The sequence below is a fragment of the Salibacterium lacus genome, from assembly GCF_042684865.1.
GTDB classification, from domain to species: Bacteria; Bacillota; Bacilli; order Bacillales; family Marinococcaceae; genus Salibacterium; species Salibacterium lacus.
This window is the reverse complement of record NZ_JBHUML010000001.1, coordinates 1-26,664: the sequence shown is the minus strand read 5'-3', so window position 1 is coordinate 26,664 and position 26,664 is coordinate 1. Positions and strand designations below refer to the sequence as shown.

Below are 26,664 nucleotides of genomic sequence, written 5' to 3'. Positions count from 1 at the left end.
GTAAGTTTAGGAAATAAGCGTAAGCATGGTACAATGAAAAGAAAAAAGGAGGGCCGGATGATGTGGAACGAAGAAATCAGCCTGCCCCGGAACTACAATGTGCCTGTCATGCTTCGGCGTCTCGGCGCAGATCCGCTGCACAACCTCGACGAGAAAGAGGAGAGGCTGAAAATCCCCGTCGCACATAATGGAAAAGCCGAAGGCATCACACTCCGCTTTTACCGGACCGAAGAAGGGTACAACGTGAATCTGACGGGAGACACGGTACCTCCCGATGCCGCCGCCGCAAAGGCTGAATCTATTTTTTTATGGAACCGGCCGCTTGAAACAATCAACGAACACTTTCATTCAACGGATCTTGCGCCGTTGTTTGAACGGTTTGCCGGAACGCCGCTCGTCTGTGAATTCGAAACGTACGGGTGCCTTATGAAAACGATTATACATCAGCAGCTGAACATGTCGTTTGCTTATACGTTGTCGTCCCGTTTTGTAGAGACATACGGGGAGATGATCGATGATGTCTGGTTTTATCCGGAGCCGGAACACATTGCAGGGCTTGAGCCGGCTGAACTGAAAGAGCTTCAGTTCAGCCGCAGCAAAGCAGAATACGTCATTGATACGTCCAAAATGATAGTGGAAGGAAAGCTGGATCTTGAGACACTTAAAGAAAAGCCGGATGAGGAAATCATGAAGACACTAACCGCCATCCGCGGGGTCGGCCCGTGGACGGCTCAGTGCTTTTTGCTCTTCGGACTGGGTCGTCCGGATCTGCTTCCGGCAAAGGACATCGGTATACAAAATGGTCTGAAACATCTCTGGAGCAGGGAAGAAAAACCATCGGTGCAAGAAATTCAGGAGAAGAGCAAAGAGTGGTCCCCCTACGCCAGTTACGCCGCGTTGTATATATGGTTAAGTACTGAATTCAACTGAAACAGCGGAGGAGAACCAGCCGTAATACATGATAAGTACTTAGAGAAGGAGATATGATATATGGAACAACAGGGATGCATGAAATGCGGCCATGAGGAAGCCGGCACAAAAGAAATTGCCGTATCAGGAACCGGATTCAGCCGTTTTTTTGATGTGCAGAATAATCGTTTTATCGTCGTTTACTGTAAAAACTGCGGCTACTCGGAAATGTATAATGCCCAGGTGAGCGGTACATCGAAAGTGCTTGACTTTTTTCTTGGAAGGTAAAAACTGTAAAAAGGGGGGAGGCGCTTGTTGGATAAACACAACGCTTTGGATCGTACGTTTTCATCGATGGAAGAATTGGCGGACTGCATCAGTGAAATGATGCAGGGACCGGTCACCGTGGAAGACAGCAGTCACCGCCTTCTGGCTTACAGTACCCATGACGATCATACCGATGCGGCCAGAGTATCCACCATCATTGGAAGACGCGTTCCGGAGCATGTCATTAACAAACTGTGGAAAGAGGGCATTCTACCGGCACTTCACCAGAACGAAGAGCCGGTGCGTATTCCTGAAATCCACGATATAGGTCTTGGGAGAAGAATGGCAGCGCCGGTCAGAAACAACAAAGACATCCTCGGTTACATATGGGTGCTTGAAGGCAGTCGTTCGTTGGAAGAGCAGGATGCCGCGTTTTTAAAAAAAGCCGCCGCCAAAGCGATTGTACAGCTGCAGCAGGTGCAGACCAGCCATACCGCAATGCAGCAGCACCGTCGTGACTATTTCTGGCGGCTGTTGACCGGTGATGCAGCACAAGAAGAGGAGATTGCCGGACAGCTTTCGAACTGGTTCAACGCTCTTCCGTCCCGCAGCGCCGTTATTGTACTGGAGTCCGGAATAACACTTGATGATTCCCTTTATGACAAAATAATTTATGTGATGAATACGTCCAGAAAAGTGAAAAGTTATTTTCATACGAGAGATCAAAACAGAATCGTATTTCTGGCCGAACCGGTCTATCCTTATTCAGAAGAGGGCATCCGCCTGTTTCTGCACGATTTTCCAGTCATGATGAAGGAGCGGTTTCAGATTGAGGAGATGCAGCCCGGGGCAGGAAGTGTGTACCGGAGTCTTTCCCGCATCAAACAAAGTTACGAAGAAGCGCTTCACGTTCTGGAAGTGAACCGGCAGCTGTCCGGAGACCGTTCGCCGTTTCTGCGGTATGAAGAACTTGGTTTTTACCGGTACGCCGATGTTATAAAGAAGAAGAAAAACAGGGACCCCGAGGGCGATCCATCTTTGACAGCACTTCATGAATATGATAAAGCAAATCAAACCGAGTTGTTTGATAGTCTCCGTACGTTTTTGCATGTAGATGGCAATATGAAAAAAGCGTCGGAAATGATGCATGTGCATGTGAATACGATGTCCTACCGCATCAGGCGGGTGGAAGACATCATTCAAAAAGACTTAAAAAATGCCTATCACAAGTTGTCGCTGCTGCTGGAAATGACCATGGAAGAGATGAAATAGTAAGAACCATCGATTGTGAAATTTCACAAATTGGATCGTTTTATTTCTGGAAGCTTCATGATGCGTACCCTCTGTTTTTTCGGCTATACTAAAAGCAGAAGTTATCAGCGGAGGTGAATGCCAGTGATTATCGGAATCCCAAAAGAAATCAAAAATAACGAAAACCGGGTGGCTATGACACCCGCAGGTGTGCATTCCTTTGCAGAAGCCGGTCATCACGTGCTGGTGGAAACATCGGCAGGGGAAGGAAGCGGATTTTCAGACGCGGAATATGAAGAGGCTGGAGCCGAAATTAAAGCAGAAGCCGCAGATGTATGGAACAGTGCCGATCTTGTCCTGAAAGTAAAAGAGCCGCTTACATCGGAATTTTCTTATTTCCGGAAAGATCTGCTGCTGTTTACGTATCTTCACCTTGCGGCCGAACCCGACCTTGTTCATGCGCTGGTGGAGTCCGGCATGACGTCGGTTGCTTATGAAACAGTGGAAGTGAACGGCACGCTGCCGCTTTTGACACCGATGAGTGAAGTGGCAGGGCGGATGTCCTCCCAGATCGGGGCCCAGTTTCTCGAAAAACCAAAAGGTGGAAAAGGGATTCTGTTGTCCGGTGTTCCGGGCGTCAAAAGGGGAAAAGTAACCATCATCGGCGGAGGAATCGTCGGAACCAATGCCGCGGTCATCGCGCAGGGTCTTGGGGCTGATGTCACGATTGTCGATGTGAATCCGGAACGTCTCCGCGAGATTGACAACCTGTATCACGGTGCCATCCGCACCATGATGTCCAATCCGATGAATATCGCAGAAGAAGTGAAACATTCCGATCTTGTCATCGGAGCGGTCCTTATCCCCGGGGCTAAAGCACCGAAACTGGTGACCGACGATATGATCAAATCGATGACGCCGGGATCGGTCGTTGTCGATGTCGCGATTGATCAGGGCGGTATTATCGAAACGGCTGATACGATTACCACCCACGACCAGCCTACTTATACAAAGCATGGCGTTCTTCATTACGCGGTAGCCAACATGCCGGGTGCTGTTCCCCGCACTTCGACCATCGCATTGACGAATGTGACACTTCCTTATGCGCTGGCGATTGCAGGATCCGGCATTCACAAAGCAGCAGCGGACAACCCTGCTCTGGAAAAAGGAATTAATACCGCCGGCGGGGCCGTCACGTACAAGGCGGTCGCTGAAGCCCTCGGTTATCCCTATACCGAGGTATCTGAAGCGGTGAAACAATAAGAAATATGACGACCTGCTGATTCTGTCAGCAGGTTTCATTCATTATAAGGATTTTCATTGAAAAATTTAAGTATTTCGCTTACAATGAAAGAGAAATGAAGAAAAGGAGTCCGCGGTATGTATCAGGAAGAACGGATGGAAGCCATTCTTCAGTATCTTAAACAGCATCAGCGCATGAGCATTCAGGAAATGTGCCGTCAATTCAGTATTTCGCGGGATACAGCGCGGCGGGATACAGTGAAGCTGGCAGAACAGGGAATGGTCGTACGGACCCACGGCGGTGTTATGCTTTCAGCTGTCAAAGAAACACTAAAAGGGTACGGCGAACGCCTGGAACGTGCGTCCTTAGAGAAGCAAAATATTGCACTGGAAGCCGTTTCACGTATTAAACAGGGGGAAACGGTCATGCTGGATGCTTCCACGACAGTTCAGTTTACCGCTGAGCAGATTACCACTGTCCCGCTTACCGTTATTACAAACTCATTGGAAAATGCGGAACGGCTTCCTCATCAAATGGAAACAGATATCTATCTGCTTGGCGGGCGGCTACACCCTGAACATCGTTTCTTATATGGTCCCGGCACATTGGAAAAACTGGCCGGGTATTACGCGGACCGGGCCTTTATAGGTGTCATAGGGGTCAGTGAGGACGGGTTTTATCACGCGCATGAGGAAGATGCTGCCGTGAAACGGAAAATGGCGGACCGCGCCGGTAAGGTTTACGTACTCGCGGATCACACGAAGTTTTATAAGAAGCATTTTTACCGGGGGATGGGGCTGGCAGAAGCAGATGCTGTCATTACAGATGTCCCGCCTCCGCCGGAGATGCAGAAAGTGCTGCAGGAACACGGCGTTGAACTAATCATCGCCGGGCAGCATTAAAACACAGTATCGGCGTCACCTTCCAAAAGGGCGTTACGATATACAAGAGGCTTCTTCCGTACGGGAGAAGCCTCTTTTTGGCATGATTCTTTTTGGGGCTATGACATTCGACAGCTGATAGAAAGAAGCTTGTCATGATAAAATGGAATAGGCTTCATGCCCTGCCATCTTTAATCGATGCAAATAAGATGACAGTAATACTAAAACGATACCCCCATGAAGGAGTTGGCAGGAACGATGTCTTATCATGTGTATAAGGGTGAGGTTACGCACCCGGAACATCATTTACCGCTCTTGATTTATTATAATGCAGAGGAAGAAACGTTCTGCTTTGCAACGGTTGATTTTCAGGAAAACCGACCGTCCATCTGCGATTTTCAATATCCCGCAAAATCAATAAAGGAAGTACGGACATTTTTGAAAAAAATCGGCATGGACGCGGAAAATGTCGAATTCAAAACGCAATACCTTCATTAACGATTGCGGATAAACAAGTAAATGATCAAGCCGACCAGCGGAAAAAACAGCGTGCCGAGAAGGATCAGCAGGGCGAATTCCTTGCTGTTCCCTTTCGCAACCGCGTCACGGTATGACCAGATACTTGTAATAATGTTGAGTAGAAACAGTATAACGAGAAAGAACAGAAAAACGGCAGCAATGCCCAATCCCAGAAACTCCATCTTTTTCTCCTCCATTTCTTATGATTAAGTACATATCATACTGTACGGGAGGGTTCCGTTCCTGGTTTCAAACAATATACTCCCAGCCCGGCTTTTTGAGGTAGAACTATGCTTTTCATACTGGGAAGAAGTATAACAAAATGTTTACCAGCGAATAAATCGCTTCAGGCGGACCCCTGTCCAAGCTTTTCCCTTTTTATAAAAGAAAAAGCAGCCTCCATAAAGGAGTGCTGTCCTCCCTCTGGAAACTGCCCATTCTTCCTATAGCTGTTCCATATGTTTCTTACTCGTCATCTACAGGATAAACCCCGTTTTCATCGTGAACTTCACGACCGCTGAGCGGCGGATTGAACACACAGATCATTCTCATGTCTTTGGTGGCACGAAGCATATGGTCGTCATGCTTATCCAGCGCATACACCGTATCGGCCGAGATAGGGTGGATTTTATTGTCGCTCAGGGTCTCCACTTCCCCTTCCCCTTCAATGCAGTAGACAGTCTCGAGATGGTTCTTGTACCATATATGAGTTTCCGTACCTGCGCGGATAATTGTATCGTGAACGGAATACCCCATGTTGTCCTGCTTGAGAATAAGACGCCGGCTGACCCAGTTGCCGTCATCCACTTCCTGATCGGTGCCGATGATATCTTCGAGTTTTACTACCTTCATGAAAAAGCCTCCTCGTGTAGTGCATGGATTGTAGTTGGAACATTACATAAATGGGGAAGGCCTGATCGGACTGTCCTTCTATCAAGGCCTTCCCGGATTAACTTCACTTTTCTACGTCGTTACAGGATTTTTTTCTTCGACTGCTTTTTCGATTGCTTTTTCGAGAATAGCCAGGCCTTTATCAAGATTCTCGTCATCAATTGTAATAGGCGGGAATAGTTTGAAGACTTCATCGTCGGAACCGGCTGTTTCCATAATCAGACCGTGTTCAAAGCATTTTGCCGCTACGGCATCTGCCATGTCTTCCACGCCGCATGCAATACCCTGCATAAAGCCGCGGCCCCTGTGGGTTCCCTGGAGCTGCGGATACTTGTCTATCATGTTACCCAGGAACGTGTAAATTCGTTCGGATTTTTCCTGAATGCTTTTGCTCAGGCTGTCGTCTTTCCAGTAGTTCAGAGCTTCCATTCCTGTGACAAACGCCATGTTGTTGCCGCGGAATGTACCGTTATGTTCTCCCGGCTCAAACTTGTCATAATCCGGATGAATCAAGGTGAGCGCGAGGGGCAGACCGTAGCCGCCGATCGATTTGGAAAGGCAGACAATGTCAGGTGTGATGCCTGCCGGTTCGAAACTAAAGAATGTTCCGGTGCGGCCGACACCTGCCTGAACATCATCGACAATTAAAAGAATGTCCCGGTCCCGGCAGATTTTTTCTATTTTTTGAAGCCATTCCATGCGCGCAGCATTCAGGCCGCCTTCACCCTGTACCGTTTCGAGAATAAAGGCTGCCGGCATCTCCACGCCGCTGCCGCTGTCATCCAGAATGCGTTCGATGAAATCTGTTTCCTGTTCCATGTCATTCAGGTAATTGTCAAACGGCATGGTATAGGAGTGGCTGAGGGGAATACCCGCGCCGTTCCGTTTAAAGGCGTTTCCGGTTACAGAAAGTGCGCCGATTGTCATGCCGTGGAAACCGTGTGTGAAGCTGACGACATTTGTGCGTCCGGTCACTTTGCGGGCGAGCTTCAGAGCACTCTCCACGCTGTTTGTGCCTGTTGGTCCGGGGAACATGACTTTGTAGTTCAGGTTACGTGGCTCGAGGATGACGTCATGGAACTTTTGAAGAAATTCCCCTTTCGTTTTTGACGCCATATCCAGAGAGTGGGTGATGCCGTCCTCCTGGATATAATCGAGAAGCTTCTGTTTCATATTTTCATCATTGTGGCCGTAATTCAGGGCGCCGGCTCCGGAAAAGAAATCAATATATTCGTTTCCGTCCATATCCCATATCTTACATCCCTTTGCTTCATGAAAGACAGTAGGAAAGCCGCGGACATAACTGCGTACTTCCGATTCGTACTTCTCAAATATACCAAGGTCGTTTTCATTCATTGTAATGATGGATCCTCCTTCGTAATCTTCCTTTATTGACCGGGGCGCTTGCCTTTTATTGGTGGATGGGTCCGATGCGGAACGTTAATTCAGCTTCGTGTTCGTCTCCTGGAAACAGTTCTTCTGCGAAACATTCGGAAACCTCACAGTTTGTACCATAGGTTCTGGCTGTCTTGTTAAAAAGCGCCTGGGACGCTTCATTGGACGGTGTGACAGTAGCTTCCAGATATTTCACATCTTTGTCGGCGACACGTTCCAGCAGTTCATTAATCAAACGGGATGCCAGACCTTTTCCGCGCTGGGAAGGGTCCACTCCTACCTGCCATACAAAAACAGTGTCCTGTTTTTCAGGAGGGATGAAAGCTGTGACAAACCCTGCCAGTTCTCCTTTGTCTTTTGCGACGACACACGTTTCAGCGAAAAATTCGCACATCATGATGTATTTGTAGGACGAATTCAGATCAAGTGTGGAATTCTTTACGAGCTCCCACATGTCCCTGCCATCTTCGACCTGCGGTTTTTCAAAAGTTAATGCATCCATTGTAACGGTAGTGCCATTTTGTTTTGTTCCCATCTTTTGATCACCTTCGTTTTGATTAATAAGAACTTTAATAACTTATTCCTCCCGAGTGTGAATCTCAAACTTTTTGTTTCCCGCGCCTCATCCTGTTCCGGAAGGATCCGGGCCGGCAGGAAATGTTTGTTATCCTTTGTTTCTTGTTTAATCATAGGATGCACAGAAAAAAAATTCAAATGCAGTTGAATTGGATTAATTGCGCTTACTAAGCGTTATTAAGCGTTGCACTTAATAAAGACAGTCACGCTTACATAATGCTTGGGTATAATAGGTTATACAGCCGATTTGAAACATACGGTTCTGGTTTTTCCTTTTATACCGCTGGATTTAAGACCTTCGACCTCATCAAAATCTTTTTTCGAAAAAATCCGCCGATTTAAGGTTTGGAATGTCATGGAATAGGTAATGGAAGCGGTAGACTACATACTAAAGGAGGCTGTTTTATGGACCGCTCTCAGACGAGAGTATTGATTGAAGAGGTGATTAAAGACCTGAAAGAAAAAGAAGATTTTCTGGAGATGGACGATTCTTCCGAGCGCGAAATGACATTGGAGTCCGCCGGTGAAATACTTAAAACGACGGACAAAATCATTAAAAGCTACATCCGCGTCTCCCGTGAAGACGGAGGGATTATCCGGATTCCGGCGTACCGGGTGCAGCACAATAACATAAGCGGATTCTATAAAGGCGGTATTCGTTTCAGTGACAATATCGAAGAAAGCGAGGTGGAAAACCTGGCGATTCTGATGACGCTCAAAAATGCGCTTCACGGTCTTCCGTTCGGCGGGGCGAAAGGCGGAGTGGACATCAATCCGCGTGATTTTACCGAGCGTGAACTGAATCTTGTCAGTAAAAAATACGTACAGCGTTTTGCCTTGAATATCGGACCGACTCAAGATATTCCCGCGCCGGATCTTGGAACGAATGAACGCATTATTGACTGGATGGTGGGAGAATACAAAACGATCCATCCGGGTCAGGCTTACAGCGGATCGTTCACAGGAAAAAGCGTGGAAAATAATGGGGCCAGAGGACGCCGGGAATCTACAGGCATCGGTACGTACCTCAGTTACTTCTATTTATTGAATGAATGGTTTGCAGAGAAACGTGAAAAGGAAGAAGCGCGCCATGAAGCGAGAACCAATCAGTGGCAGACCCTTGAAAACCTGTATGAAAAATTCATCCAGAAAGATCCGGTGGATATGGCGGTGCAGGGTTTTGGAAATGTCGGCAGTGTCGCTGCACTGGAAGCTTATAACTGTTCTGATGTGAAGCACAGAGTGACGGCAGTATCCGATCAGTTTGTTACATTGATGAATCCGGAAGGACTGAACATCAAGAAGCTGGAGGAATACAATAGCAGATATAAACGGCTTCCGAACACGAAAGAACAGCTTGACGAATATAATATTACAGCTGAAACGGCCGCTCCTGATGCCGTGCTGACTCTGGACGTAGACGTTCTCATTTTTGCGGCGGTGGAAGATCAGGTAACAAAAGAAAACATGAAAGATATAAAAGCTGATATCCTCGTGGAAGGGGCAAATGCTCCGGTATCGGTCGAGGCGGATCTGCATCTGCAGGAAAAAGGCAAAGTGATTATCCCTGACATTCTGGCCAACGCCGGCGGGGTGCACGTATCCTACCTCGAATGGAAGCAGAGCCGCGTGACGGAAATGTATTCCAAAGATGAAATCGTAAAAGAAATGGGAGCGCAGATGAAATCAACGCTGCAGAAGGTATTTGAAGAATACTTTCACGACAGCGAACACACTATGCGCTTTACCTGCTACTCCATAGCTCTGCGAAGACTCACATCCCTGCTCTACAAACACGGGAAATTATTCTAAACTAGTTTTGATGAAGCTATTCGTACAAGACAAAGTGCCGAGCGATTCTTAATATAAATCGCTCGGCACTTTGTTTTGTATCGCACTCTTTCTTTGCTCCAGGGAACCGGAGACGTTTTTTCTATTACAATGGTGTATACTGACAATCAAGGGTTTTTGAGGGCGGTCTGCTACCTTTTGCACCGGGCTTTCTTTTTGGAATGCCTGTTTTATGAAGTAATATGATGGAGCGCTTTGTCGAGCGTTGGATAGGTGAAGGTGTAGCCTTGTGCCAGTGCTTTCTGCGGTATTACTTTCTGCCCTTCGAGAATCAGAAGGCTCATTTCGCCAAGCAGGTTCCGGATGAAAAACGAAGGAACCGGTGCCCAGTGCGGACGGTTCAGTTTGTTCCCTAGTGTTTTCCCGAAATCTTTCATCCGTTCAGGGTTCGGTGCGGTGATATTGAGCGGGCCTTCCACGTTCTTATGGGTAAGTACCAAATGCAGCATCTGGATGACATCCTGAAGGTGTACCCACGAATACCACTGCCTGCCGGTTCCGACAGGTCCGCCGGCAAATAATTTATAAGGAAGCATCATAAGGGGGAGCGCCCCTTCTGAATCATCGAGTATCAGCCCGAATCGTGCAAAGACGGTACGCACCCCTTCCTCCTCGGCGCGGCCCGCTTCCTTTTCCCACTGCTGACAAACGTACTGAAGGAAATCTCTGCTCACCGGTGTGCTGTTTTCGGTGAATTCGGCCGTTGTTGATGTTCCGTACCAGCCGACTGCTGACGCATTGAGCAAAACGTCAGGTTTATGATCGAGCGCCCGGATGACTCGAAGGATCTCTCCTGTTGCTTCGAGCCGGCTCTGCAGGATGGCTTTTTTATTCTCCGCTGTCCAGCGTTTATTGATGGAAGTGCCGGCAAGGTTCACGATGGCATTCAGAACGGGAAGGTGATCCTCCGGCCGGGAGTCAGGATGGAGCCATTCGACGAATGTAATGAGATCTTTATTCTGTTTGCTGGTGCTGTTTCTTGTTAAAATATAAACATGATGTCCAAGTCCGGTCAGGTAACCGGTTAAAGCCGAACCAATAAAACCGGTTCCCCCGGTAATCGCAATATTCATATGACATGCCCCTTTCGATAGGTGCGGGTTGAAGTATCCTGTTCCTGGTCATTTATACCCTGATCAGACAGCAGATAATCACATCACCGTTTCAAATTCCAGTCTGGAAGCGAGGAAACGTTTATGAAAATCGCCAAACTGACAACACAACAAAAACGATCGGACCGTTTTAATGTCTTTTTGAAAGATGGAGAAAAAGAGGAATACGCGTTCAGCGTAGACGAACAAATTCTTGTAGAGTGGCAGCTTCAAAAAGGAATGACACTGTCCGAGAATGACATCGAAGCGATAAAGGCGGCTGATCAAAAGCGGAAATGCTGGAATGATGCGCTTCACTATTTAGCCAGCTCGATGCGTACGGAATATCAGGTAAGACAGTATCTGCACCAAAAAGAATATGAACCGGAAGCTGTGGAAAAAGCAATCAGCCGTCTGAAAGAATACCGCTTTCTGCAGGATGAAGAGTTTGCGATGGCTTTTGTCCGCACGAAAATGAATACATCGGATAAAGGCCCGGTGGTTATTAAAGAACAGCTTTATCAAAAAGGGGTGTCGGAGCACCTTGCCGATGAGGCGCTCCTGCAGTTCACGCCGGACATGCAGCTGGAAGCGGCGGATACCTTTCTTGAAAAAAAAGGGAAACCTAAAAAGAATGAGTCCGCCTCTGCAATGAAAATCAGGCTCATGAACGCGTTGATGAGAAAAGGTTTTTTCAGGGAGATCGCCCAGGAGGCCTGGAATAGAGCGGATCTGGAGCAGCCTGAGGAAGAACAGCGGGAAGCAGTATTCCAGCAGGGGGAGAAGGCACTCCGCAAATGGAAGGACAAATATGACGGCTATACGCTGGAAATGAAACTGAAGGAACACTTATACCGGAAAGGTTTTCCGCTTTCTGTCATTCAGGAATTTCTGGAGGACGTCAGAGAAAGGAGGCAGCATGATGAAGAAGAAGTACAGTCAGATGACCGAACAGGAATTATGGGACGAAATCCGTGAACTTCATGAGAAATCAAATAAAGCACAGCAGCTTGGGAATGCGAGTGATTTCGCCGTTCAGGAACAAAGACGTATTATGGCTGAAGCGTATTTGCTCAATCCCGATGATTTCATGGCCGGGCAGCGCTATGCCCTCAAACAGGAGGCGAATACTTTTTTTGTGAAATATTATAACGGAGTGTTCGCCTGGGGATTCAGAGAACGGTCGGACAAGCTCGAAGCGGTGCCGATTTCACTGTTGGATAAGGTGAAGCCAACATCGCTGTAGAAAGGATGATAATGATGGAACCTGTTTTTGAGAGATTGACCGACCAGCTGAGGTTGCTGAATCCGGAATTAAGTGCGGAGCAGGCAAGAAGCTGGGTCGAACATTTATGGGAAGACTTTGAAGCCACCCGCGCAAGGTCCGGCCGGGAGTACAAAGGACCGGAGGTTACCGAAACGATTGTAAAAAAGTGGCTGGAGCAGTACGGACCGCACCTGCATCGGTACGAACCAACCAACAGCAGGTTCAACCATTTATAGAGAATAAAAAAGGAGAAAAACTTATTGTTTTTCTCCCTGCTTTAATTTTTTTTCCAATGTTTCGTCGCTGTAGATCCAGCCGGTGTAGGACGTGTGAACGGATAAATCCTGATGCAGCCGGACGACGGCAACAAAAGGATACCAGCCTTTGCTTCGGTAACGAAGGTCGATGAATTTTACTTCCCAGCCGCTGCCGGACTCGTAGACAATCCAGCGGTATGTCGGTGAAAACGAGAGAAAGGCAGCCAGATTTTTGTCCTCGCGGGCTTTATTGATAACCATGTCATCAGGAATCGGCTCAAACGGATAGCTCTCCAGGTAGCGGAGCCTGGCGTTACGGACTTCTGTGACGTGAAGCCTGTCGGCCGTGCGGATAACCAGATGCCATTTGTACCAGTTAAATGTTGGTGAAATAAAAAAATGCGTCGCTCCGGGATGAAACTGCTGGGCCAGCTGCAACACCTTGTTTCTGGCGAGCATCCGCCAGATATAATAAAAAATCAGACCGGTGTAGAGCAGAATCATCGTCAGCCCGGGAGGAGCCCCGTACCGCCACAATATAAAGGCAAAGATATGGGCAAAAAAGATGAGTGGATCAAAAATATTGATGACGCCGAGCGCCATCCACCTTCTGTTAAAAGGAGAAAGCGCCTGTGTTCCGTACGCATTAAAAATGTCGACAAAAACGTGCAGAAATACCGCCAGAAACGTCCAAAGCCAAAGGTGCAGAAACGATACTTCCGGCGAAAAAGCGAATACGGTGCCTGCTACGGCAAGCGGCCAGAGCAGAACAGCCGGAATCGAATGGGTCGGACCTCTGTGATATCGTATGTAGACAGCGTTGTTTTTCAGCTTCAGTACGGTATCGAAATCCGGAGCCTGGGAGCCGATGATAACAGCTGCCATGACGGTCTGCATGGAAGCGGGAGTCTCGGAAACGACCGGATCGAGCGCAGCAAGTGCACCAATTCCGACCCCCATCACAACATGTGTAGCTGTATCCATTCGCGGTGTCCTCCTTCAATCACGTTGACTCCCTCCGCATCTTCCCGGCTGTATTAGTTATACCCGATTATAGAACGCATAAAAAGGGGAATAAAACCGTATGCAGAAAAAAATACATATATTTATAGAGTATAAAATCGCCGCCGGCAAAGAACAGCGGTACAGGCAGCTCATGGAGGAGACCGTCGAAGCATTGGCTGACTTCGGCGCGTCTGCTTTCCAGTGGTTTGAAGCCGTAGATCAGAACGGCTTGTATGTCGAAATGTTCGAACTCGAAAGCCTGTCTGTATATCATACCGTAAAAGAGGCTCGTCGTTCAAAGAATCATCCGGTATTTAAAAAATTGGACGAATGCCTGGAAGGCGGTCTGGATAACCTCCACTGCTGGGGGTTTGTCTCCAAAAACGATGAACTGGAAGAAAAGACAGGAGGAACGTGATATGCACACATACCCCGATGAAGACACCATTCATGAATTTCAGGACGCGCTGCTTTTGTGGTACAACCATCATAAACGGGAACTGCCCTGGCGGCAGGACCAGGATCCTTACAAAGTATGGGTCTCCGAAATTATGCTGCAGCAGACGAAAGTGGACACCGTTATCCCGTATTTTTATCATTTCATGAATGAATTTCCCACCCCGGAAGCTCTCGCGTATGCCGAAGAAGAAAAGGTGATGAAAGCATGGGAAGGTCTTGGTTATTATTCCAGAGTGCGTAACCTGCAGACCGCGGTGAAAGAAGTGGTGGAAGAATACGGAGGCAGGGTACCGGAAGACCGGGATGCTTTTTCGTCGCTGAAGGGGGTAGGGCCGTACACATCAGGGGCGGTGCTGAGCATCGCTTACGAAAAACCCGAACCTGCGGTGGATGGAAACGTGATGCGTGTGTTCTCAAGGATTTTCAATATTTCTGATGATATAGGGAAAGCAAAAACGAGGAAACGGTTTGAATCCCTTGTGGCTCCATTTCTGGAAGAGGTGAAGCCGTCTGAATTTAATCAGGCTGTCATGGAACTCGGGGCGCTCGTCTGTACGCCGAAATCTCCGGGGTGTCTCCTCTGTCCGGTGCAGAGTTTCTGTGAAGCGCGCCGGGCGGGTACGGCCGAAGACCTTCCGGTAAAAGCCAAAAAGAAGGCTCCGAAAGCAAAAGATATGGCTGCTGCGGTGGTGAAAAATGAACACGGACAGATTCTTATTCATCAACGCGGGGAGACGGGGCTCCTGGCCAGACTCTGGGAGTTTCCAAATACGGAAGTGCCCCGGGACGGAGAACGGATAGAAGCGTTGCACCAGTATCTTTCCGGCGAATACGGAGTTACGGCTCAAATCAAAGAACCGGTTCAGAAAGTGGAACATGTTTTTTCTCATTTAATATGGTACATCACCGTTTTTGAAGCCTGGACCACAGAAAGTAACGTGCAGGATCCGGACTGCCGGTGGGTAACCTGGGAGGAAATCCAGAACTATGCCTTTCCTGTTTCCCATCAAAAAATACTCGATGAACAAAAAGAAAAGGAGGCATCTTCATGGATTTAGGACTAAAAGGAAAACGTGTACTCATTACCGGCGGCTCAAAAGGAATAGGGAAAGGAATTGCTGCCCGGTTTCTGGCCGAGGAAGCAGAAGTTGCGATTGCAGCAAGATCAAAAGAAGGGCTGCAGCAGGCACAGGAAGAACTGGGAGGCATGCACCTGATTCAGGCGGACTTGAAAGAAGAAGCAGAGCGGGATCGGACGTACAATGAAGCGGTCGAAGCGCTTGGTTCCATAGACATTCTTATCAACAATGTCGGCGGGAGCAGCGGCGGCAGTATTGAAGAAACACCGCTCTCTTCCTTCGAAGAGGCCATCCAGCTGAATTATTTATCGGCGGTTCAGTTCAGTAAGGCTGTTCTTCCTGCCATGAAAGAGAAGGAGAGCGGCAGTATTATTAATATCTCTTCGATTTTCGGAAGGGAATCCGGCGGGAAGGCCACTTATAACAACGCAAAAGCCGCCATGATCAGCTTTACGAAAGCGCTCGCTGATGAAACGGCGCCTTTTGGAGTCCGGGTGAACTCGGTCGCTCCAGGAGCCATTCTTCATCCGAGCGGCAACTGGCAGAAACGTCTCGAAGAAAATCCGGAAAAAATCAATCAGTTTGTGAAGGAGCAGATTCCGGCCGGGCGCTTTGGAACCGTTGAGGAAATTGCCGATGTGACTGTCTTTATGGCCTCAGAACGCGCGTCATGGGTCACCGGCGCAAGCCTTAATGTCGACGGTGGACAGTCAAACATGAACATGTAGAAAAAATTTAATGGGGAGGCTTTCTCATATTCCGTTTGGGGTCGTCATTCAGAATATGGGCCTCCTCTATTTTTTGTTTCGTTTCCGGAGTGCCGAGTTCATAAATCTTCTCCAGCACATGATCCATGCCCCGCTGAAATTCGTGACGGTCGGTTTCTTCAATCGATTCGTCAAAATGGCGGAACGTAAACAGGTTGCGTGATTCCAGGTCGTGAGCCTGTGTTTCATTCAAAAGCACATCGAGGGACTTGAGTTCCTCCGGATCGGCCTCAATTTCATACTGAATCATATTGCTGTCCGGTATTTTCACGCGGCTGACATCATCCATACTGATTGGATTCAGGTTCACATAATACGTCTGTTTATCCAACGTTTTCTGCCTCCTGTTTCATAAGTGCCATTACTATCCCGCGGATGGACAGGTTTTATACATTACGCCAGTCCCTGACTCCGGAAAAATTCTTTTGTTTCCGGTGCGCCCAGCTCGTAAATTTTCTGATACAGCTCCTGCATTTCTGTTTTCATTTCGCGCTTGGCCTGATCGGCTTTCGTTTCATCATGTACACGTCCCATGATATCTGCACCGTTCAGCGCTTCATGCTGTACGTTGTTTATCATTTTTTCCAGTTCATGTTTTTCATCAGGTGTGGCGTGTATTTCATACTGAATCGTATTTTCGCTTGTTTTCATGTCGGTAATGCCCATCATAGGCTGTTCCAGTTCGACATAATACGTGAGACGTTCCATGGAAATTCTCCTTTCCTGTCCTGTTTAGAATATCTATACCCGGTGTGGTAAAAAATCACACTAGGGGAATTCCTCCATAGGATACCGGTATTTTTACATTATTTTTGTGGGATGGATGGAGTGTATACGTTATAATGATGTGGTGCCTGGAAAGGAGGAGACGATGGAACAAAAAACAGCTCTCGTCACCGGAAGTACCCGCGGCATCGGCAGAGAAACTGCTTTGAAGCTGGCCGCCAAAGGATATAATATTGTTATTAATTATGCACGAAGTAAGAGTGCGGCTCTTGAAACCGCAGAAGAAATTGAAACATACGGTGTGAAAGCACTAACGGTGAAAGCAAATGTAGGAAAACCGGAAAAGGTAAAGGAATTGTTCGCCGCCATTGACGAGCACTTCGGACGCTTGGATGTATTTGTAAATAATGCAGCCTCCGGTGTTCTGCGTCCGGCAATGGAACTGGAGGAAAGTCACTGGGACTGGACGATGGATATCAACAGCAAGGCGCTGCTATTCTGCGCTCAGGAAGCAGCGGTGTTGATGGAAAAGAATAACGGAGGAAAAATAGTCAGTCTCAGCTCTCTCGGCGCCCGGCGTTATTTAGAAAACTACACGGCGGTGGGTGTCTCCAAAGCGGCCGTGGAGGCGCTTACGAGGTATCTGGCAGTGGAACTTGCAGAAAAGGGAATTGTCGTGAATGCGGTTTCCGGCGGCGCGGTCGACACGGATGCTCTTACCCATTTTCCGAACAGGGAGGAGCTGATCCGGGAAGCAGAACAACGGACGCCGGCCGGAAGAATGGTGACAACCACGGATCTTGCCGACGGGGTGATGTTTCTCTTGTCGGATGAAGCGTCCATGATCCGGGGACAGACGATTGTCATTGATGGGGGCATTTCGCTTTTAACCTGATATTACCACCACCGGGATGGATAATTTGCCGGACGAGCGGGCAGATTAATCGATGTGGGGGTGATGAAGAATGGCTATGAACAACCAGCAGCAAAACAACGCTTCACAAACCGACGCAAAGAAAGTACGCCGTCAAAACGCGGCTTCTGCACAGAATCAAAGTCAGCAGACCGAATTTGCAAGTGAAACAGACGCACAGGAAGTCCGCAGACAGAACCAGCAGTCTGAGCAGAAGAAAAACCAGAATCAACAACAGCAGTAACGAACACAGTAAAAAAGACCTCTCTGGATTTTTTGATCCAGAGAGGTCTTTTTACATCGCATACGCATGTATCATTATTTTCGTTTACTGCGGAAGCATGGGGAATACATACTGTACGAGAAACCATAAAAATCCGAAAAATATAATGACGTAAGCGGCGTATTTAATAAAGGTCGCAGCAACACTTGAGTTGTCTTCCTTTTTTTCAATATGACGCTCTTCATACTCTTGATCAGGTGTTTTTCTTGGCATAGTGTCTCCCTCCTTATCCTTTCTTCTTTAAAAAGAAATTTCCCTTCCTGCATAGCACATAAACGTCAAATCGTATGAAGTAAAGGCAGTTGGAAAAGCTTCATCGGTTTTCTTCATAACCGGCTGGATGTATAATAAGTTGGCAGGAATATTTACGTATTTATGTTTTGCAGCAGGAAGGAGAAAGGCATGGATTTCCCGGAAACAGGCAGCGTAATTGAAATACAAAGTTATAAACATGACGGCACTCTTCACCGGATCTGGGAAGAAACCTTTATTCTTCAAGGGACATCCAAAGAAATCATCGGTGGAAATGACCGTATCCGCGTTCATGAAGCAAATGGGCGGGTGTGGCGGACGAGAGAGCCTGCCATCTGCTATTTTCACAGCGATAAATGGTTTAATACGATTGGAATGATCCGTTCCGACGGCATTCATTTTTACTGTAACGTCGGCACGCCGTTTGTGTGGGACGAAGAAGCATTAAAATATATTGACTATGATCTGGATATAAAGATATTCCCTGATATGACCTATCATGTTCTCGATGAAGATGAGTACGAGCTGCACAAAAGAAAAATGAACTACCCTCCGGAACTGGAGCGAAAGGTATCGGAAGGACTTGAAGAACTGCAAAGCTGGATTTACCAGCGTAAAGGACCATTTGAACCAGGTTTTGTGGAAAAATGGTACGAGCGGTTTCTCTTTTTTCGGTAGATTGAGGTGAACCATGGGCAGTATCCGCAGATATTTACAATTTGTAAAGCCTTATAACAAAATTATTGTGTTAACCGTTATTATTGGGGTGTTGAAGTTTGGAATTCCGCTTCTCACCCCTCTTATTCTTGCACATGTGATAGATGAAATCATACTGGCAGATAATATGGCTTCAGGAGAAAAACTATCGACTCTTTTCTGGATAACAGGCGGGGCCATCGTACTTTTTTTGGTCACCCGGCCGCCGGTGGAGTACTACCGCCAGTATTTTGCCCAGTGGACGGGAAATAAAGTTCTTTATGATATCAGGGATCAACTGTTCACTCATATTCAGAAATTAAGCCTGCGCTTTTATTCCAATCGAAAAGCAGGTGAAATTATTTCCCGGGTTATTAACGATGTGGAACAGACGAAGAATTTTGTCATTACAGGAATGATGAATATCTGGCTTGATATGGCCACCATTCTTATTGTTCTTTTTATTATGCTTACGATGAACGGCTGGCTGACGCTTGTTGCTGTGTCGATGTTCCCGCTTTATATTATCTCTATTAATTATTTCTATACGAGACTCCGTGACTTAACCGCCCGCCGTTCGCAGGCTCTTGCTGATGTGCAGGGACACCTTCATGAGCGGGTGCAGGGGATGAATGTTATCCGGAGTTTTGCGCTCGAAGATTATGAACAGGAACAGTTTGATCAACGCAACAGCAATTTTTTGGAGAAGGCGGTTGATCATACGAAGTGGAACGCCAAAACGTTTGCTGTCGTGAATACGATTACGGATATTGCACCCCTTTTGGTCATTATGGCAGCCGGTTATTTCGTGATTACATCAGGTCTTTCGGTTGGGGAAATGACAGCATTTGTTACCTATATGGAGCGGATGTATGCTCCGCTGCGGCGGCTGATTAATTCATCCACCACGCTTATTCAGTCCATTGCTTCGATGGACCGTGTGTTTGAATTTATAGATGAGAAATACGACATCGAAGACAGGAAGGATGCTGTCCCGCTCACACATGCCGGAGGAGACGTAGTATTTGAGAATGTATCCTTTCAGTATGAAGATGAAAGCGAGGAGGTCCTTCATTCGGTCGACATGAACGTGAAAGCGGGTGAAACCATAGCCCTTGTCGGGATGAGCGGCGGCGGAAAAAGTACGCTTGTCAGCTTAATTCCGCGTTTTTACGATGTCACAGCAGGACAAATCAAACTGGACGGAAGAGATATCCGGGACTATCAGGTTCAATCGCTCCGGGATAAAATCGGCATGGTACTTCAGGATAATATTTTATTCAGCGGCTCGGTGAAGATGAATATCCGCATGGGGAATCCGGATGCAACCGATGAAGAAGTGACAGCAGCAGCCAGAGCTGCCAATGCTCATGACTTTATCCAGAATCTTACGGAAGGCTATGACACGCCGGTAGGTGAAAGAGGAGTCAAACTTTCCGGGGGTCAAAAGCAGCGCATCGCGATTGCAAGGGTGTTTGTGAAAAACCCGCCGATGCTGATATTTGATGAAGCAACGTCTGCGCTCGACCTTGAAAGCGAGCATTTGATCCAGGAAGCGATGGAGGCGCTCGCCCGGGACCGGACGACATTTATCGTAGCGCACCGATTATCCACAATCACCCACGCCGACCGCATCATTGTGATGGAAAACGGGGAAGTGGTAGAAGACGGTCCGCATGAAGAGCTGATGAAACAAAACGGTTCCTACAGGAGACTGTATGATGTGCAGGATGTATAGAAAGAGTCTGCGAGAAAACCTTTAAAAGAAACGAAAAATGCCGGACGATTCTTTTGAATCGTCCGGCATTTTTCATTGAACCAATCTACGCTGCGTTCACCGGGAAAAGGAAAAAAGGAACGGGCCGACACAGCCAAGAGCCCGCCCCGCTGCCTGAAAAGAGAAAGGAATCGTTCATAAGCCGGTGCGCCCTCCAACGTCATGATCCGGTGGAAATACGTCACGGGCCTCCCGCTTCCTGCGGGATACCCGTGACTCGTGCTTTCCTGTGCTTATTTTATTTTTGTCCCAGACTCTTTTTAGTCCTGTTCGATATAGACCGTGTTGTCATCCTGATGGTAGCTGAAGAAACTTTCCACGAGCCGGTCCAGATGTTCAAGGTGGTCCTGGTATTCCATAATATGAGCAACAACCGGAAGAACATGGAACCACTCTTCCTTCAGGTGTATTTCTTCATCATAAATTCTCATAAATTGTTCGGCCAGCTGCGTTTTTCCGGTCATCACTTCTTCTTCCATGTCTCCGGGGAGCTGGGTGTTTACTTTTCCGACGTAACGAAGAAGAATCCGGTCGTGATAGTCCATCAGATGATCGAGCTGGGATTTGATTTGTTTCTGCATATCCTCAGGAAGGTGGTACAGTTCATTTTCGTGCCGGTGGATTGATTTAAGAATGGTGAAGATATGCTGCAGTGCGGTGATCATCTGTTTGAACAGGACAACTTTCCGCGCCTTTACGAGCTTATGGTTTCTTAAATAACTTCTCTCTTCTTTGAAGAAAAGATACAAGTTACTTATTTCTACAATAGATTCATTAATTCTGGGTATATCGTGTTTCAAACTCTGCTGATTCGTTTCATGACGAAGTATAAGGCGGGTCCAGCGGATGACCTCATCTGTCAGGTCCGTCATTTTATAGTAAAGCTTGGTTTCGTATTTTGGTGGAAAAAACAAAATATTAACGAGAAAGGCTGCCAGCACCCCGAGCATAACGAGGGAAAACCGTTCCAGCGCAAATATAAGAAAACTGTCGCCGGGACGGCCCATAATAATAATGATTGTAACAAGTGCAAGCGAAATGGCGGAGCTTTCCAGCTTCAGTTTCAGAATAATACTGATGGCAAGCATCACCGCCGCTCCGATTACAAAAGGTTCATGGCCGAATGCCAGTGTGAATACAATGGCGATGGCGGCGCCGAGAACATTGGCCTGTACCTGTTCCAGAATGCTTTGATAAGACCGGTAGATGGAAGGCTGAATAGCGAACGTTGCTGATATGGCTGCAAAGAAAGCCGGTTCCAGTCCGATCCAGGAAGCAGCGTAGATGGCAGCGATGATGGCAAGCCCGGTTTTGAAAATTCGTGCCCCTAATCTCATGAGACGTTCCAAGTCCTTTCTTTCCACATGGTGGCCGGCATTTAGTTCTGCGGTGGTTCTTCTTCCCGGCGTGTCTTCTCAAAAATCTTTTTTGCCTGCTCGGCAGACTGACGGTCAATGAAATAGGCAATGGCCGCTTTGCACAGGGACCATGTTGCAGCTGAAGCGATGGTTCCGGAAATGACATGACCGGCTCCAGGAAAAACGACTTTACTAAGCGACCGAGCCGCCTGACGAAAGGCATAAGCCGCCCCTATGTTAATACCGAGGGCGCCGAGAAATTCGAGAATGCTTTTGCGGTTGAGGTCGCGTCCTGAAATGTAGGCGATGCTTGTAATCATCGAGATCTGCACTCCGGTGATGACGGGCATGTCTGCAATAGGCACAGGCTGTGCTCCAAAACCTCCGTTGATAAGAGAAGCGCTTTTACCAATCGAACGGGCGATACTGCGCTGGATTTCGGCAGCCTGGGTAATTTTTGCCCATTGCAGCCAGGTGCTGCCCGGCAGGTGATCCAAAAGGTAATGGAGAGTTTCTTCCATATTCCAGCGCCGGTCGTATACGATCTCTCCATCTTTAAAGGCCAGGTACGCACAAACCGGAAACACCTGAATAACGCCTTCTATCTGATCTTTGAGTTTGTCCTCAAGATGAGAGGCTGCGTGATCGATGTTGTTTCTTTTTTCTACTTCATAAGGGGGTTCTGTATCATGCACAGGATCGAGTTCATCCACCTGCGTGACAATACCGATAACAGGAGGGACATACTGGTGAACATCTTCAACATACGCACGAAGTTCCTGAAGCTGGTCGATGTCCTCCTGAATCCGGGCATCGACTTCTTTGGCTTTTACAAGAAACAAAAATACATCGGGACTTTTTTCGCGCAGGGAGCGCTTGGTTTCTTCCAGAGAATCAGCTTCATCAGCTTCTTCTTCTGGATGAGAGCCTTCCCCGATGCCTCTGGTGTCGAGAATATCCATGGCACCTGACGCTGCATTGTCTTTATGAAAAGAATGCCACACCCCGCGTCCTGTCTGCGCCTTAACGGAACCGGTTTTGGCAGCTGGTTCCTGAAAAACAGCATTAATAAATGTGGATTTGCCCGCCCCGCGGCGGCCGACGATGGCAAAACGAGGGGAGCGGTAATCGAGAAATATGTCTTCGAGTCTTTCGATTTCCCCTTCAATCTGCTTTTTGACGGGCCCGGGCACTTTGGGAAGAAGTTTGTTCCGCATCAAACGAACCGGTTCCTGAAGCCATTGTTTGGTTTCTTCGTTCTGCATGTCATGTCCCTCCTTTGTTATCCATCCTGTATTCCCATTCACCGGGTAATGTAATCACTTACTGTCTGTTTTTCCCGATTTGGTCGAAAGCATGGCGCGCAGCTTCGATTGTTTGATCAATGTCTGCTTCGGTATGGGCTGTCGTCAAAAACCATGCTTCGTATTTGGACGGAGCCAGATGGATTCCCTGATCCAGCATAAGGTGGAAAAAGTCCTGAAATAATGCGCCGTCGCTTTCATCGGCACCATCATAATCCGTCACTTTCCGGTCGGTGAAATAAAGGGTCAATGCACCGCAGCGCCGGTTGATAACTGCCGGAATGGAGTGGTCATGGATGACTTGATGCAGTCCGTCTTCCAGCCGTTTTCCGAGGTGATCCAGATTCTCATACACACCCTCCTGCCCAAGTACTTCAAGGCACGCAATGCCGGCACTTATGGAAACAGGGTTTCCAGACATCGTACCGGCCTGATAGGCAGGACCGAGGGGAGCAACGTTTTCCATAATATCCACCCTTCCGCCGTAAGCGCCGATTGGAAGTCCGCCTCCAATCACTTTACCCATAGCAGTCATGTCCGGCTTTACACCATAAAGATCCTGGGCTCCGCCATATGTAAAACGAAAAGCGGTGATGACTTCATCATAAATAACAAGAGAACCGGCCTGATGAGCAGCTTCGTTCACCTGCTCCAGAAACCCTTCCGCGGGTTCAACGATACCAAAATTACCGACAATTGGTTCTACAAGTACAGCCGCGATATCATCCCCCCATTTGTCGAGAACGTCCTGCAGCGCCTGGGTGTTATTAAATGGAACGGTAATCACTTCTTCAGCAGTGCTTTCTGTCACGCCCGCAGAGTCTGGTGAGCCGAGAGTGGCAGGTCCGGACCCTGCTGCGACGAGCACAAGGTCGGAGTGGCCGTGGTAACACCCGGAGAACTTTACTATCTTTGTACGACCGGTATAAGCCCGCGCCACCCGGATCGTTGTCATGACCGCTTCCGTACCTGAGTTCACGAAACGAACTTTTTCTAAAGAAGGGATGGCTTCTTTCAGCATACGCGCAAACCTGTTTTCCAGGACGGTCGGTGTGCCGTACAGAACACCGTTTTCCGCCGCACGCGTCACCGCCTGTGTAATATGAGGATGGGCATGTCCGGTGATAATAGGTCCGTAAGCGCCAAGGTAATCGATATAGGTGCCGCCGTCTACGTCATACAGGTACGCTCCGTTCCCTTTTTCCATGAAAACCGGCGCACCGCCGCCGACGCCTTTGAAGGAGCGGGAGGGACTGTTCACCCCGCCGACAATATGTTCACATGCTTCATTATACAAGTGCTGGGATTGTTTTCTGTCCATTATTGTTCCTCCTTATATGAAAACTTTCAACACATATTGTATCATGAAGAAGAGAGGACCAATAACAGCCCTCTGGAATTACACGAAAGGATGATGAACGTGTCAGATATGATAGGAAAGAAAGCGCCTGAATTCGTACTGCCCGTAAGCAGCGGGGGAAGCATCAGTCTGGCTGATTATGAAGGAAAAAACGTCGTCCTTTATTTTTACCCGAAAGACATGACCCCGGGGTGCACAACTCAGGCTTGTGATTTCAGGGACTGGTCAGCGGATTTTGAGGAAGAAAATACGAAGATACTCGGTGTCAGCCCGGATTCGCTGGATTCACATCAGAAATTTATAGATAAAAATAAACTCCCATTTCCACTACTGGCCGATGAAAACAAGGAATTGGCTGATGCTTTTGGAGTTCACCAGCTCAAAGAGAATATCGGAAGGGAATACATGGGGATTGTCCGTTCCACATTCATCATTGATGAAACAGGAACCATTGTTCAGGAATGGAAGAACGTGAAAGTGAAAAATCACGTGCAGGACACGCTGCAATATATAAAAGACAATCTAAAAATCTCCTGAAGGGAAGCGTCATTCTTTCTTGCTTCTGTGTGTTACAGAAAAAACGGACGTGATATAATAAAGTATTAGAAATCATGGCCGGGGGGATTGAATATGAAGCTGATGATCTGTATCGTGAACAATTATTATACATCCCATATTGAAAAACAAATGAACCAAAAAGGGTACCGGATGACAGAGCTTTCAAGCAGCGGAGGTTTTATCAAAAAAGGAAGTACGACCTTTCTTTTTGGTGTGGAAGAAGAAAATCTCGAAGACTTGAAATTGCACCTGGAAGAAGCCTGCACCTCTCTTGAATCGAAAAAAGGCAGACAGTCGGAAGCCCCCCGCCGGTTTACGTATTTTGTTCTTTCTGCAGAGAACGCAGCCTTTTTCGGTAATCCAGGGAAAAACTCCTGAGAGATACCTTCATTGACAATATTTCCGTGTTTACTATAGAATTATTTATAAGAATTATAATGTAATAATTGGTGAATGGAGAAAGAGAGGTGCATGACGATGGCGAACGAACATCTTCAGGAAGCGGTTAATACGCTTAAAAATACGAAGGTTCGCATGACTCCGCAGCGTCATGCCATTTTGGAATATTTGTATGAAACAATGAATCATCCAACTGCTGATGACATTTATAAAGCACTTGAAAGCAAATTCCCAAACATGAGCGTTGCTACGGTATACAACAACCTCCGCGTATTCAAAAACGTCGGTATTGTAAAAGAACTGACGTATGGAGACTCATCGAGCCGATTTGACTGTGTAACAACCGACCATTACCACATCATCTGCTCCGACTGCGGAAAAATAGTGGATTTTCATTATCCCGGGCTGGATGAAGTGGAAACCCTGGCTGAGCAGGTTACCGGATTTCAGGTGCATGATCACCGGATGGAGATATACGGAAGCTGCCGGGACTGCAATGCTGTTGCTCATTAAAAGGAAAAAAGGCTCTTTAGGAGGATGACCTCGTAAAGAGCCTTTTTTTCTCCGGAGTCAGGATTTATGCCGGGAAGATCCGCGGTTGTAGGATGAATCAAGTTCTTTTCCTTCCAACTCGGGATCGAGTGTTAAAGGTTCATCACAATACATACACGCATCGACTCTTCCCAGTACCTTGGTTACTTTTCCGCACCCGGGGCATTCCACCTTCACGGTGTTCGTGGAAATCATACCGATCCAGAAATAAATCCCGCTGCTTGATATGACAAAAACAAAACCAATAATCATGCTTATTGTCATAATCAAGGGGGAGGAATCAAAAAAGATTCCGATATACATAACCAGGATCCCTATAAAGACAAGGGAAAGGGCAAATGTCCTGATTCGATTAATCTTGTTCATTCCTTTTGATGCCATACAATACCTCCTGTGGTGAAAGTATATCATAAAGTGCGGCTTTCATCAGCGGTCGTTCCTTTCGATTTACAAGAGGGGAACGTCACAAAGAATTGCAGGGAAAGAAAATGGTTAATTGCTGCACAGCAGGGATGAAATCAATAAGGTGAACCATTTTATAAAAAATTTCAATGAAGTGTTGACTCACTACGGGTACGGTGATAAAGTAGTTACTGTCGCTGTTGAGGGAACAACAGACGGCGGCTGAAATTCTTCAAAAAAGTTATTGACTAACCACTTGGAGAAATGATAAATTATAAAAGTCGCTGATTAAGCGGCGCTGATATCTGCCCTTTGAAAATTGAATGAAAGTCAAGCGTCTGTCAATTCAAATGATCTTTTGGATCATTACAGATAA

33 protein-coding genes are annotated in these 26,664 nt (G+C 47.3%); 20 read left to right on the top strand and 13 right to left on the bottom strand.

Features of this window, described 5'->3' with window-relative positions; genetic code table 11:
• The first annotated feature begins 57 nt into the window (after nucleotides 1-57).
• The 6 genes from ACFSUB_RS00165 (at nucleotide 58) to ACFSUB_RS00140 (ending at nucleotide 5,049) form a co-directional block, all read left to right on the top strand.
• Nucleotides 58-930, top strand: coding sequence for a DNA-3-methyladenine glycosylase family protein (locus ACFSUB_RS00165; RefSeq protein ID WP_380711184.1), 873 nt, complete (start codon nucleotides 58-60; stop codon nucleotides 928-930).
• A gap of 60 nt (nucleotides 931-990) precedes the next feature.
• Nucleotides 991-1,197, top strand: a complete 207-nt coding sequence (locus ACFSUB_RS00160) for a zinc ribbon domain-containing protein (protein ID WP_380711183.1) — start codon at nucleotides 991-993, stop codon at nucleotides 1,195-1,197.
• A 27-nt stretch (nucleotides 1,198-1,224) separates the two neighbouring features.
• Nucleotides 1,225-2,448 carry a PucR family transcriptional regulator gene (locus tag ACFSUB_RS00155; protein WP_380711182.1) on the top strand — a complete coding sequence of 408 codons (1,224 nt, stop codon included), beginning with the start codon at nucleotides 1,225-1,227 and terminating at the stop codon, nucleotides 2,446-2,448.
• Nucleotides 2,449-2,571: 123 nt separating this feature from the next.
• Nucleotides 2,572-3,690 carry an alanine dehydrogenase gene (gene ald, locus ACFSUB_RS00150; RefSeq protein ID WP_380711181.1) on the top strand — a complete coding sequence of 373 codons (1,119 nt, stop codon included), beginning with the start codon at nucleotides 2,572-2,574 and terminating at the stop codon, nucleotides 3,688-3,690.
• A gap of 117 nt (nucleotides 3,691-3,807) precedes the next feature.
• Complete coding sequence (locus tag ACFSUB_RS00145) at nucleotides 3,808-4,572, top strand: DeoR/GlpR family DNA-binding transcription regulator (protein ID WP_380711180.1); 765 nt, start codon at nucleotides 3,808-3,810, stop codon at nucleotides 4,570-4,572.
• Between the two features lie 237 nt (nucleotides 4,573-4,809).
• Nucleotides 4,810-5,049: a hypothetical protein gene (locus ACFSUB_RS00140; RefSeq protein ID WP_380711179.1), complete on the top strand. Its 240-nt coding sequence runs from the start codon at nucleotides 4,810-4,812 to the stop codon at nucleotides 5,047-5,049.
• On the opposite strand, the gene ACFSUB_RS00135 is transcribed toward ACFSUB_RS00140, so the two are convergent.
• The 4 genes from ACFSUB_RS00135 to ectA all read right to left on the bottom strand — a co-directional run bounded on the left by ACFSUB_RS00135 (nucleotide 5,046) and on the right by ectA (nucleotide 7,891).
• On the bottom strand, nucleotides 5,046-5,252 hold the full coding sequence (locus ACFSUB_RS00135; protein WP_380711178.1) for a hypothetical protein: 207 nt from the start codon (nucleotides 5,250-5,252) through the stop codon (nucleotides 5,046-5,048). The genes ACFSUB_RS00140 and ACFSUB_RS00135 overlap by 4 nt on opposite strands.
• Nucleotides 5,253-5,535: 283 nt before the next feature.
• Nucleotides 5,536-5,922, bottom strand: a complete 387-nt coding sequence (locus ACFSUB_RS00130) for an ectoine synthase (RefSeq protein ID WP_380711177.1) — start codon at nucleotides 5,920-5,922, stop codon at nucleotides 5,536-5,538.
• A gap of 111 nt (nucleotides 5,923-6,033) precedes the next feature.
• Nucleotides 6,034-7,317 (bottom strand): diaminobutyrate--2-oxoglutarate transaminase, encoded by a 1,284-nt coding sequence (ectB, locus tag ACFSUB_RS00125; protein ID WP_380711176.1) that lies wholly within the window; start codon nucleotides 7,315-7,317, stop codon nucleotides 6,034-6,036.
• A 55-nt stretch (nucleotides 7,318-7,372) separates the two neighbouring features.
• A complete protein-coding gene (gene ectA / locus ACFSUB_RS00120; protein WP_380711175.1) occupies nucleotides 7,373-7,891 on the bottom strand; it encodes a diaminobutyrate acetyltransferase in 519 nt (172 codons plus the stop codon).
• Nucleotides 7,892-8,337: 446 nt separating this feature from the next.
• Between ectA and ACFSUB_RS00115 the strand changes: the two genes are divergently transcribed.
• A complete protein-coding gene (locus ACFSUB_RS00115; RefSeq protein WP_380711174.1) occupies nucleotides 8,338-9,744 on the top strand; it encodes a Glu/Leu/Phe/Val family dehydrogenase in 1,407 nt (468 codons plus the stop codon).
• A gap of 209 nt (nucleotides 9,745-9,953) precedes the next feature.
• Here ACFSUB_RS00115 and ACFSUB_RS00110 read toward each other — a convergent pair whose 3' ends face one another.
• Nucleotides 9,954-10,856, bottom strand: a complete 903-nt coding sequence (locus tag ACFSUB_RS00110; RefSeq protein WP_380711173.1) for a TIGR01777 family oxidoreductase — start codon at nucleotides 10,854-10,856, stop codon at nucleotides 9,954-9,956.
• 123 nt (nucleotides 10,857-10,979) lie between these two features.
• On the opposite strand from ACFSUB_RS00110, the gene recX reads away from it, so the two are divergent.
• The 3 genes from recX to ACFSUB_RS00095 are packed head-to-tail and all read left to right on the top strand — an operon-like array spanning nucleotide 10,980 to nucleotide 12,377.
• Complete coding sequence (gene recX / locus ACFSUB_RS00105; protein WP_380711172.1) at nucleotides 10,980-11,852, top strand: recombination regulator RecX; 873 nt, start codon at nucleotides 10,980-10,982, stop codon at nucleotides 11,850-11,852.
• Nucleotides 11,794-12,120: a YfhH family protein gene (locus tag ACFSUB_RS00100; RefSeq protein ID WP_380711171.1), complete on the top strand. Its 327-nt coding sequence runs from the start codon at nucleotides 11,794-11,796 to the stop codon at nucleotides 12,118-12,120. The genes recX and ACFSUB_RS00100 overlap by 59 nt, the downstream gene beginning before the upstream one ends.
• An 11-nt stretch (nucleotides 12,121-12,131) precedes the next feature.
• Complete coding sequence (locus ACFSUB_RS00095) at nucleotides 12,132-12,377, top strand: YfhJ family protein (RefSeq protein ID WP_380711170.1); 246 nt, start codon at nucleotides 12,132-12,134, stop codon at nucleotides 12,375-12,377.
• A gap of 21 nt (nucleotides 12,378-12,398) precedes the next feature.
• On the opposite strand, the gene ACFSUB_RS00090 is transcribed toward ACFSUB_RS00095, so the two are convergent.
• Nucleotides 12,399-13,382: a metal-dependent hydrolase gene (locus tag ACFSUB_RS00090; protein WP_380711169.1), complete on the bottom strand. Its 984-nt coding sequence runs from the start codon at nucleotides 13,380-13,382 to the stop codon at nucleotides 12,399-12,401.
• A 100-nt stretch (nucleotides 13,383-13,482) separates the two neighbouring features.
• On the opposite strand from ACFSUB_RS00090, the gene ACFSUB_RS00085 reads away from it, so the two are divergent.
• The 3 genes from ACFSUB_RS00085 to ACFSUB_RS00075 are packed head-to-tail and all read left to right on the top strand — an operon-like array spanning nucleotide 13,483 to nucleotide 15,669.
• On the top strand, nucleotides 13,483-13,821 hold the full coding sequence (locus ACFSUB_RS00085; protein ID WP_380711168.1) for a hypothetical protein: 339 nt from the start codon (nucleotides 13,483-13,485) through the stop codon (nucleotides 13,819-13,821).
• Nucleotide 13,822: 1 nt separating this feature from the next.
• Nucleotides 13,823-14,920 (top strand): A/G-specific adenine glycosylase, encoded by a 1,098-nt coding sequence (mutY, locus tag ACFSUB_RS00080; RefSeq protein WP_380711167.1) that lies wholly within the window; start codon nucleotides 13,823-13,825, stop codon nucleotides 14,918-14,920.
• Nucleotides 14,911-15,669: an SDR family NAD(P)-dependent oxidoreductase gene (locus tag ACFSUB_RS00075; protein ID WP_380711166.1), complete on the top strand. Its 759-nt coding sequence runs from the start codon at nucleotides 14,911-14,913 to the stop codon at nucleotides 15,667-15,669. Before mutY ends, ACFSUB_RS00075 begins: the two co-directional genes overlap by 10 nt.
• A gap of 7 nt (nucleotides 15,670-15,676) precedes the next feature.
• Here ACFSUB_RS00075 and ACFSUB_RS00070 read toward each other — a convergent pair whose 3' ends face one another.
• Nucleotides 15,677-16,039, bottom strand: a complete 363-nt coding sequence (locus tag ACFSUB_RS00070) for a hypothetical protein (RefSeq protein ID WP_380711165.1) — start codon at nucleotides 16,037-16,039, stop codon at nucleotides 15,677-15,679.
• Nucleotides 16,040-16,101: 62 nt separating this feature from the next.
• The gene (locus tag ACFSUB_RS00065) at nucleotides 16,102-16,416 is read right to left on the bottom strand and encodes a hypothetical protein (RefSeq protein ID WP_380711164.1); all 315 of its coding nucleotides are present in this window, start codon (nucleotides 16,414-16,416) and stop codon (nucleotides 16,102-16,104) included.
• A gap of 163 nt (nucleotides 16,417-16,579) precedes the next feature.
• On the opposite strand from ACFSUB_RS00065, the gene fabL reads away from it, so the two are divergent.
• Both fabL and ACFSUB_RS00055 read left to right on the top strand, forming a co-directional pair.
• Nucleotides 16,580-17,329 carry an enoyl-[acyl-carrier-protein] reductase FabL gene (gene fabL, locus ACFSUB_RS00060; protein WP_380711163.1) on the top strand — a complete coding sequence of 250 codons (750 nt, stop codon included), beginning with the start codon at nucleotides 16,580-16,582 and terminating at the stop codon, nucleotides 17,327-17,329.
• A 76-nt stretch (nucleotides 17,330-17,405) separates the two neighbouring features.
• A complete protein-coding gene (locus ACFSUB_RS00055; protein WP_380711210.1) occupies nucleotides 17,406-17,591 on the top strand; it encodes a gamma-type small acid-soluble spore protein in 186 nt (61 codons plus the stop codon).
• Nucleotides 17,592-17,675: 84 nt separating this feature from the next.
• Here ACFSUB_RS00055 and ACFSUB_RS00050 read toward each other — a convergent pair whose 3' ends face one another.
• Entirely contained in the window at nucleotides 17,676-17,843 is a 168-nt protein-coding gene (locus ACFSUB_RS00050) for a hypothetical protein (RefSeq protein ID WP_380711161.1), read from the bottom strand.
• 189 nt (nucleotides 17,844-18,032) lie between these two features.
• Between ACFSUB_RS00050 and ntdP the strand changes: the two genes are divergently transcribed.
• A complete protein-coding gene (gene ntdP, locus ACFSUB_RS00045; protein WP_380711160.1) occupies nucleotides 18,033-18,560 on the top strand; it encodes a nucleoside tri-diphosphate phosphatase in 528 nt (175 codons plus the stop codon).
• 13 nt (nucleotides 18,561-18,573) lie between these two features.
• Entirely contained in the window at nucleotides 18,574-20,316 is a 1,743-nt protein-coding gene (locus ACFSUB_RS00040) for an ABC transporter ATP-binding protein (protein WP_380711159.1), read from the top strand.
• 299 nt (nucleotides 20,317-20,615) lie between these two features.
• On the opposite strand, the gene ACFSUB_RS00035 is transcribed toward ACFSUB_RS00040, so the two are convergent.
• From ACFSUB_RS00035 to ACFSUB_RS00025, 3 genes are read right to left on the bottom strand one after another with little or no spacing between them, the layout of a single operon-like run.
• Nucleotides 20,616-21,692, bottom strand: coding sequence for an FUSC family protein (locus ACFSUB_RS00035; RefSeq protein WP_380711158.1), 1,077 nt, complete (start codon nucleotides 21,690-21,692; stop codon nucleotides 20,616-20,618).
• A 41-nt stretch (nucleotides 21,693-21,733) separates the two neighbouring features.
• Nucleotides 21,734-22,978 carry a GTPase family protein gene (locus tag ACFSUB_RS00030; RefSeq protein ID WP_380711157.1) on the bottom strand — a complete coding sequence of 415 codons (1,245 nt, stop codon included), beginning with the start codon at nucleotides 22,976-22,978 and terminating at the stop codon, nucleotides 21,734-21,736.
• 58 nt (nucleotides 22,979-23,036) lie between these two features.
• The gene (locus ACFSUB_RS00025) at nucleotides 23,037-24,338 is read right to left on the bottom strand and encodes a glutamate-1-semialdehyde 2,1-aminomutase (RefSeq protein ID WP_380711156.1); all 1,302 of its coding nucleotides are present in this window, start codon (nucleotides 24,336-24,338) and stop codon (nucleotides 23,037-23,039) included.
• Between the two features lie 93 nt (nucleotides 24,339-24,431).
• On the opposite strand from ACFSUB_RS00025, the gene bcp reads away from it, so the two are divergent.
• The 3 genes from bcp to perR all read left to right on the top strand — a co-directional run bounded on the left by bcp (nucleotide 24,432) and on the right by perR (nucleotide 25,847).
• Complete coding sequence (bcp, locus tag ACFSUB_RS00020; protein ID WP_380711209.1) at nucleotides 24,432-24,914, top strand: thioredoxin-dependent thiol peroxidase; 483 nt, start codon at nucleotides 24,432-24,434, stop codon at nucleotides 24,912-24,914.
• 93 nt (nucleotides 24,915-25,007) lie between these two features.
• The gene (locus tag ACFSUB_RS00015; protein ID WP_380711155.1) at nucleotides 25,008-25,313 is read left to right on the top strand and encodes a cyclic-di-AMP receptor; all 306 of its coding nucleotides are present in this window, start codon (nucleotides 25,008-25,010) and stop codon (nucleotides 25,311-25,313) included.
• A 99-nt stretch (nucleotides 25,314-25,412) separates the two neighbouring features.
• Nucleotides 25,413-25,847 (top strand): peroxide-responsive transcriptional repressor PerR, encoded by a 435-nt coding sequence (perR, locus tag ACFSUB_RS00010; protein ID WP_380711154.1) that lies wholly within the window; start codon nucleotides 25,413-25,415, stop codon nucleotides 25,845-25,847.
• A 57-nt stretch (nucleotides 25,848-25,904) separates the two neighbouring features.
• On the opposite strand, the gene ACFSUB_RS00005 is transcribed toward perR, so the two are convergent.
• On the bottom strand, nucleotides 25,905-26,267 hold the full coding sequence (locus ACFSUB_RS00005) for a YgzB family protein (protein WP_380711153.1): 363 nt from the start codon (nucleotides 26,265-26,267) through the stop codon (nucleotides 25,905-25,907).
• Nucleotides 26,268-26,664 lie beyond the last annotated feature (397 nt).